Source organism: Methylobacterium aquaticum (assembly GCF_001043915.1).
Classification (GTDB): Bacteria; Pseudomonadota; Alphaproteobacteria; order Rhizobiales; family Beijerinckiaceae; genus Methylobacterium; species Methylobacterium aquaticum.
This window is the reverse complement of record NZ_LABX01000201.1, coordinates 34,077-40,659: the sequence shown is the minus strand read 5'-3', so window position 1 is coordinate 40,659 and position 6,583 is coordinate 34,077. Positions and strand designations below refer to the sequence as shown.

Annotated in this window: 4 protein-coding genes and 2 pseudogenes; 2 read left to right on the top strand and 4 right to left on the bottom strand. The window is 70.6% G+C overall.

All coding sequences use genetic code 11. The features are described 5' to 3' along the window. A pseudogene (locus VP06_RS24285) lies at positions 1-338 on the bottom strand (IS4-like element ISMmg3 family transposase); the annotation flags it as partial. A 415-nt stretch (positions 339-753) separates the two neighbouring features. Then, complete coding sequence (locus tag VP06_RS24280; RefSeq protein WP_048466371.1) at positions 754-1,233, bottom strand: MarR family winged helix-turn-helix transcriptional regulator; 480 nt, start codon at positions 1,231-1,233, stop codon at positions 754-756. A gap of 181 nt (positions 1,234-1,414) precedes the next feature. Here VP06_RS24280 and VP06_RS24275 point away from each other — a divergent pair, with 181 nt between their 5' ends. Continuing rightward, a complete protein-coding gene (locus tag VP06_RS24275; RefSeq protein WP_048466370.1) occupies positions 1,415-3,850 on the top strand; it encodes a hybrid sensor histidine kinase/response regulator in 2,436 nt (811 codons plus the stop codon). Between the two features lie 65 nt (positions 3,851-3,915). Here the strand turns inward: VP06_RS24275 and ftrA are convergent. Beyond that, positions 3,916-4,890, bottom strand: a pseudogene (gene ftrA, locus VP06_RS24270) (transcriptional regulator FtrA); the annotation flags it as partial. A 140-nt stretch (positions 4,891-5,030) separates the two neighbouring features. Here ftrA and VP06_RS24265 point away from each other — a divergent pair. Beyond that, a complete protein-coding gene (locus tag VP06_RS24265; protein ID WP_048466368.1) occupies positions 5,031-5,444 on the top strand; it encodes a rhodanese-like domain-containing protein in 414 nt (137 codons plus the stop codon). Positions 5,445-5,483: 39 nt separating this feature from the next. On the opposite strand, the gene VP06_RS24260 is transcribed toward VP06_RS24265, so the two are convergent. Then, positions 5,484-6,569: a tartrate dehydrogenase gene (locus VP06_RS24260; RefSeq protein WP_048466367.1), complete on the bottom strand. Its 1,086-nt coding sequence runs from the start codon at positions 6,567-6,569 to the stop codon at positions 5,484-5,486. Between the last annotated feature and the right edge of the window lie 14 nt (positions 6,570-6,583).

Below are 6,583 nucleotides of genomic sequence, written 5' to 3'. Positions count from 1 at the left end.
TGGTGGCGCTGGTTGATCTTGATTTGATCCAGGATCAGAACCAGCGGCTCGCCCTGCTCGACCATCAAAGCCATGCGTTCCGTCGCAAACGGTGCGATGACGTCGTCAGGCTTGATCAGCGGGTTCATCACAACCCGCCAGATCCACTGAAAGCGCATGTCGATGCGCTCGACGGGCCGGGGCAATCTGGCGGCCAGATCCATCAAGTTGGCGCTGCGCACGTCGAGCATGGTGGCGACCAACAGGGCGAGATTGACGCGCTGGGTCTTGGGCTGGGTCGGGAGGAGACGCTGGAGTTCTCGGCCGACGCTGTCGGCCAGGACGAGGAGACCGGACACCGGACGAGACCTTGGCAGCTACAGGATGATCCCGCGAATCACGCCCGCAATCGCCCGTCAACCCCGCCCCAAAAACTGATGGATAGTGAGGAAAGTGGCGCAATTATTGTTTATCCGTTCGTTAATCTGTATGAATTTATTGCGCTAACAGACGATTTTTGGCATAAATCCGACAGGCTACTAGTGTCCTGGTGCTGAACTCCGACGACGAACCCGCCTGCTGGGCAGTTGCGGCCCCGCTCGTCTGTGCGCTCACCGATGCGAGCGATGGTTCATGGGCGAACTTCGCTACCGGGACACTAAAGCGCTTCACGATTGCGTTGCCATCGCGAAGCTTCTGTAGCTCTTTGATCTTGCCGCATTTTCTATGACGAACCGGTATCGACTTCGTCGGAAAATGCTCCAAGGCGGACGATCAGCGGGCCGGAAGCGTCGTCCCGTCGTCCGGCGCAGGGATTGCCAGGGCGGTGCGGAACTCCGGCAAGGTCAGCCGGTGCAGGAGGTCGCGCAGCAGGTCGGATTGCTCGAGTCCGAAGACATCCTCGAACCGGTCCTGGGCCGCCCGCCACAGCGGCGTCGCCGCCGCGACCCTGGCGGCGCCGGCCGGCGTCAGGGCGATGCGCCGGGCCCGGCGGTCCCGCGGGTCGGGCACCACGCTGACATACCCGTCGCGGGCCAGGGGCTTGAGGGTGTGGGCGAGCCCCGACAGGTCCATCACCATTGCCTCGGCCAGTTCGCCCATGGTCGGGCTGCCGAGACGCCGGATCATGGCGAGCAGGCCGTACTGCGTCGCGCGCAGGCCGCTCGGCGCCAGGGCGTCGTCGTAGAGCTGCCCGACGCTGCGCGTCGCCCGGCGCAGGGCCGCGTAGCTGCAACGGGTCGGTGGGATCGTCACGCCGGCCTCCGTGCCCCGCCGTCGCGGAGCCGCGCCCAACTATGCGGCCTTCCCCGCCCTGCCGCAATCCGGGCCGTCCGTGGCGGGAGGGTACAGACGGGCTGCCCGCCTCCGCTATATGGCGGTGGGGACGAGGCGGATGCGCGCGGCGACGCGGCGCTACCAGGCGGGTGGGAGAGGTATGGCGGATCCCGGACACGTCCCGGACCTCCTCGCGGAGAACGAGCGGTTGCGCGCCGCCCTGGCGGAGGCCGCGCGCCCCTTGGAGCGCCCCTTGGAGCGGCCCTTCGGCGAGGGGGGCGGCGTCCTGGTCGATCCGCGCCTGCGCGCCGTGCTCGACATCGAGACCGTCGGGGCGATCGTCTTCGACATGGCCGGCCGGGTGCGCGAGGCGAACGACACCTTCCTGGCGATGAGCGGCTACAGCCGCCAGGATCTGACCCATGGCCTTCTCACGGCCGCCACCCTGGTGCCGCCGGAATGGCAGGCGACGTCCCGGCGCGTCATCGCCGACCTCCAGGCGCAGGGCCGCTCGAACTCGACCGAGCGCGAATACCTGCGCCGGGACGGCTCGCGGTTCTGGGCCTTGTGCGCGGCGACGCGCCTTGAGGACGGCACCGGCTTCGAGTTCATCATCGACATCACCGGCCGGCGGCAGGCCGAGGAGGCGTTGCGGTGCAGCGAGGCGCGCTACCGCACCCTGTTCGCGGCGATCGATGCCGGCTTCTGCGTCATCGCCCTGCGCTTTGCCGAGGACGGCCGGGCCGAGGATTACCGCTTCCTCGAGGTGAACCCCGCCTTCGCGCGCCATACCGGCCTCGAGGGCGCGGCTGGCCGCTGGATGCGCGACATCGCTCCCGGCCACGAGCAGCACTGGTACGATCTCTACGGCCGGGTGGCGCGCACGGGCGAGCCGATCCGCTTCATCCAGCCGGCCCATGCCCTCGGCGAGCGCTGGTACGAGGTCCACGCCTTCCGGGTCGATGCGCCGGAGGCCCACCACGTCGCGGTCCTGTTCAACGACGTCACTGCCCAGCGCCGGCTGGAGGAGGCATTGCGTGGCCTCAACGAGACCCTGGAGCGCCAGGTCGCGGCCCGCACCGCCGAGCGCGACCGGATCTGGCAGGTGAGCCGCGACATGCTGGGCGTCGCCGATGCCGATGGCGTCTGGCGCAGCGTCAACCCGGCCTGGACCGCGACCCTCGGCTGGCGGCCCGACGAGGTGGTCGGGCGCAGCTCCGCCTGGCTCGAACACCCGGACGACCACGACCGGACCCGCGAGGAGATCCGGCGCCTCGGCTCCGGCGAGCCAACCCTGTCGTTCGAGAACCGGTTCCGCACCCGCGACGGCGGCTACCGCACCCTGTCGTGGCGGGCGGTGCCGTTCGAAGGCAACCTGTACTGCGTCGCCCGCGACGTCACCGAGCAGCGCGAGCGGGCCCAGCGCCTCGTCCAGGCCGAGGAGGCGCTGCGGCAATCGCAGAAGATGGAGGCGGTGGGCCAGCTCACCGGCGGCGTCGCCCACGACTTCAACAACCTGCTGACCATTATCCGTTCCTCGGTCGATTTCCTGCGCCGGCCCGACCTGCCGGAGGCCCGCAAGGCGCGCTATCTCGACGCGGTCTCCGACACGGTCGACCGGGCCGCCAAGCTCACCGGCCAGCTCCTCGCCTTCGCCCGCCGCCAGGCCCTCGCGCCGGAGGTGTTCGACGTCGTCGCCCGCCTCCAGGGCGTGGCCGACATGCTCGACACGGTGACGGGCGCGCGCATCCGCGTGGTGACGGAAGGACCTGGCTGGCCCTGCTTCGTGCGGGCCGATCTCAGCCAGTTCGAGACGGCGCTCATCAACATGGCGGTCAATGCCCGTGACGCCATGGAGGGGGAGGGCACGCTGACCCTGCGCATCGCCTGCGGGGCGCAGAAGCCCGAGATCCGGGGCCATGCCGCCGCCAGGGGCCCGTTCGCGGCGATCTCGCTCACCGATACCGGCATCGGCATGACGCCGGCGGTGATCGACAAGATCTTCGAGCCGTTCTTCACCACCAAGGAGGTCGGCAAGGGCACCGGCCTGGGGCTCAGCCAGGTCTTCGGCTTCGCCAAGCAATCGGGCGGCGACGTCGACGTGACGAGCCGGGTGGGGCAGGGCTCCACCTTCATCCTCTACCTGCCCGAGGTGCCGGCCCCCGACGAGCCGGGCCGGCCGGTGCCGGCGGAGGAGGGCCTGGCCCCGGCCCGGGCCGGGCAGCGGGTGCTTCTCGTCGAGGACAATGTCGGGGTCGGCCGCTTCGCCGCGCAGATCCTCAACGATCTCGGCTACGTCGCCACCTGGGTCACCCATGCCGAGGCGGCCCTCGACGTGCTGGGGCAGGATGCGGCTTACGACGCGGTGTTCTCCGACGTGGTGATGCCCGGCATGGGCGGCATCGAGCTCGGCAAGATCGTGCGCCAGCGCCATCCCGGCCTGCCGGTGCTGCTCACCTCGGGCTACAGCCACGTGCTGGCGCAGGAAGGGTCCCACGGTTTCCCGTTGCTGCACAAGCCGTACTCGGCCGAGCAGCTCTCGCAGCAGCTGGCGAGCGCGATCGGGCCGCGGCGGGCCCCTGGTTCATCGGCTTAGATCTAGACTCTCGGTCGACCGTCGATTTTCGCCGCCGAACCGGCGGCCGCCGTTGCGAGATCGGCTCAGGGCCGGCGCCCGGAAAAGCTCCGCCGATAGGCGGCCGGACTGGTGCCGAGGCGGCTGCGGAAATGGTGGCGCAGGCCGGCCGGATTGCGAAAGCCGCACGCCGCGGCGATCTCGGCGAGCGGGACGGTGGCCGGCCGCTCCAGCATCTCCCGGGCGAGGCGCAGCCGCTCGGCGACGACCCATTCGCCTGGCGGCAGGCCGGTCGCCGCGGTGAAGCGGCGCTGGAAGGTGCGCAGGCTCATCCCGGCGAGGCGGGCCATCGCGGCGAGCGGCCGGTCCTCGTGGAGCCCCGCCCGCATCGCGTCGATCACCGGCCCGAGGCGTGCCGCCTCGTGGGCGCGCAGGACCGGCGCCTCGATGAACTGGGCCTGGCCGCCCTCCCGATGCGGCGGCACGACGAGGCGGCGCGCCACCGCGTTGGCGAGATCCGGCCCGAAATCGCCCCGCACGACATGCAGGCACAGGTCGATGCCGGCGGCGCTGCCGGCGGCGGTGAGGATCCGGCCCTCGTCGACGTAGAGCACGCCCGGATCGAGGGCGATGGCGGGATGGCGCGCCGCGATCGCCGCCGCGTAGCGCCAGTGGGTCGTCGCCGTATGTCCGTCGAGGAGCCCGGTCGCCGCCAGGACCGCGAGCCCTGAGCACAGCGACATCAGCCGGGCGCCGCCGGCATGGGCATCGCGCAGGGCCAGGACGAGATCCGGCGGGACCGGCGCGTCGATCGCCCGCCAGCCCGGCACGACGATCAGGTCGGCCTCCGCCAGGACCTCCAGCCCGCCCTCGACCGCGACCGTGAGGCCGCCCCCGGCCCTGAGCGGCCCGGGCTCCGCCGCGCAGACCGCATAGCGGTACCAGAGCGGGCCGGCTTCCGGCCGCGGCAGCCCGAACACCTCATAGGCGACACCGAACTCGAAGGTGCACAGGCCGTCATAGGCCAGCACCGCGACGCGGGGGCCGGACGGGGTGCTCGGGAAGGCGGAGGCTTTTTTGGCACGATCTCGACGCGGAACGGCAGGCGGCCCGGTCTCGGGCGGAGGGGGGAGGGCGCAGGATAGGCCGGCTCGACCCGCCGCTCAAAGCGCGGGGTCGACGCAAGGAGAACCAAGCCGTCATGCCGAACCCCGTCACCGCCGTCCCGCCCGCCCCCGCCGCCGAGGTCGCGGCGCATTACGCGCGGCGCCTCGCCTTCGAGACCGATTGCGCCGACGTGCACGCCGCCTTCGGGCCGGCGGATGGGACGACAGGAGACCCTGGCTTCGTGCTTCTCGACGTGCGCGGGCCGGCCCTCTACGCGCGGAGCCACGTCCCCGGCGCCCTCAACCTGCCGCGGGGCAAGATGACGCCCCGCCGCATGGCCGAGTGGCCCGCAGGCACCCTGTTCGTGGTCTATTGCGCCGGCCCGCATTGCAACGGCGCCGACAAAGCCGCGCTGCACCTCGCCGAACTCGGGCTGCCGGTGAAGGTGATGATCGGCGGGATGACCGGATGGATGGACGAGGGGTTCGCGCTGGCAGAGGACGCCTGAGGGGCACGGCCGGACACCCTCGAGCGTCCGGCCCAAACGTCACGCCGCTGCGAAGGCCCGCAGCACCGCCTCCGCCGCCTCGCGGGTCGTCGCCGTTCCCTTGAGGTCGCGGGTGCGGGAGGCAGGCTCGCGGAGCGCCGTCTCGATCGCCGCCACGATGGCGTTGGCCGCCTCCACCTCGCCGAGATGCTCCAGCATCATGGCGGCGGTCCAGATCTGGCCGACCGGGTTGGCGATGCCCTTCCCCGCAATGTCCGGGGCCGAGCCGTGGACGGGCTCGAACAGCGAGGGGAAGCGCCCCTCCGGGTTGATGTTGGCGGACGGCGCGATGCCGATCGTGCCGGTGCAGGCCGGGCCGAGATCCGACAGGATGTCGCCGAACAGGTTCGAGCCCACCACCACGTCGAACCGGTCCGGGTTCAGCACGAAATGCGCGGTCAGGATGTCGATGTGGTACTTGTCGCGGCGCACGTCCCGATAGTGCTCGCCCATCGCCTCGACCCGCTGGTCCCAGTACGGCATCGTGATGGCGATGCCGTTCGACTTGGTGGCCGAGGTCAGGTGCTTCTTCGGCCGCGATTGCGCGAGGTCGAAGGCGAATTTGAGGATCCGGTCGACGCCGTGACGGCTCATCACCGTCTCCTGGATCACGATCTCCCGCTCGGTGCCCGGATACATCGTGCCGCCGACCGACGAATACTCGCCCTCGGTGTTCTCCCGCACGACGTAGAAGTCGATGTCGCCGGGCTCGCGGCCGGCGAGCGGGCAGGGCACGCCCGGCATCAGCCGGACGGGACGCAGGTTGACGTATTGGTCGAACTCGCGCCGGAATTGCAGCAGTGAGCCCCAGAGCGAGATGTGGTCCGGCACGGTGGCCGGCCAGCCGACCGCGCCGAAGAAGATCGCGTCGGTCGGGGTCAAAAGCTCCTTCCAGTTCGCCGGCAGCATCGTCCCGTGCTCGGCGTAGTAGTCGCAGGAGCCGAAGGCGTGGTGCTGCAAGTCGAGGCGGAAGCCGAACTTATCCGCGGCGGCTTCGAGGATGCGGACGCCCTCCGGCACCACTTCCTTGCCGATACCGTCGCCGGGGATGACGGCGATGCGGTAGCGGCGGTTCTTGGTCGTCATGGTGAAACGCCTTC

Bases quoted from the DNA above. Each gene is read 5' to 3' on its own strand.
- VP06_RS24275 (WP_048466370.1), top strand. From the start codon at position 1,415: ATGGCGGATCCCGGACACGTCCCGGACCTCCTCGCGGAGAACGAGCGG.
- VP06_RS24265 (WP_048466368.1), top strand. From the start codon at position 5,031: ATGCCGAACCCCGTCACCGCCGTCCCGCCCGCCCCCGCCGCCGAGGTC.
- VP06_RS24260 (WP_048466367.1), bottom strand. From the start codon at position 6,569: ATGACGACCAAGAACCGCCGCTACCGCATCGCCGTCATCCCCGGCGAC.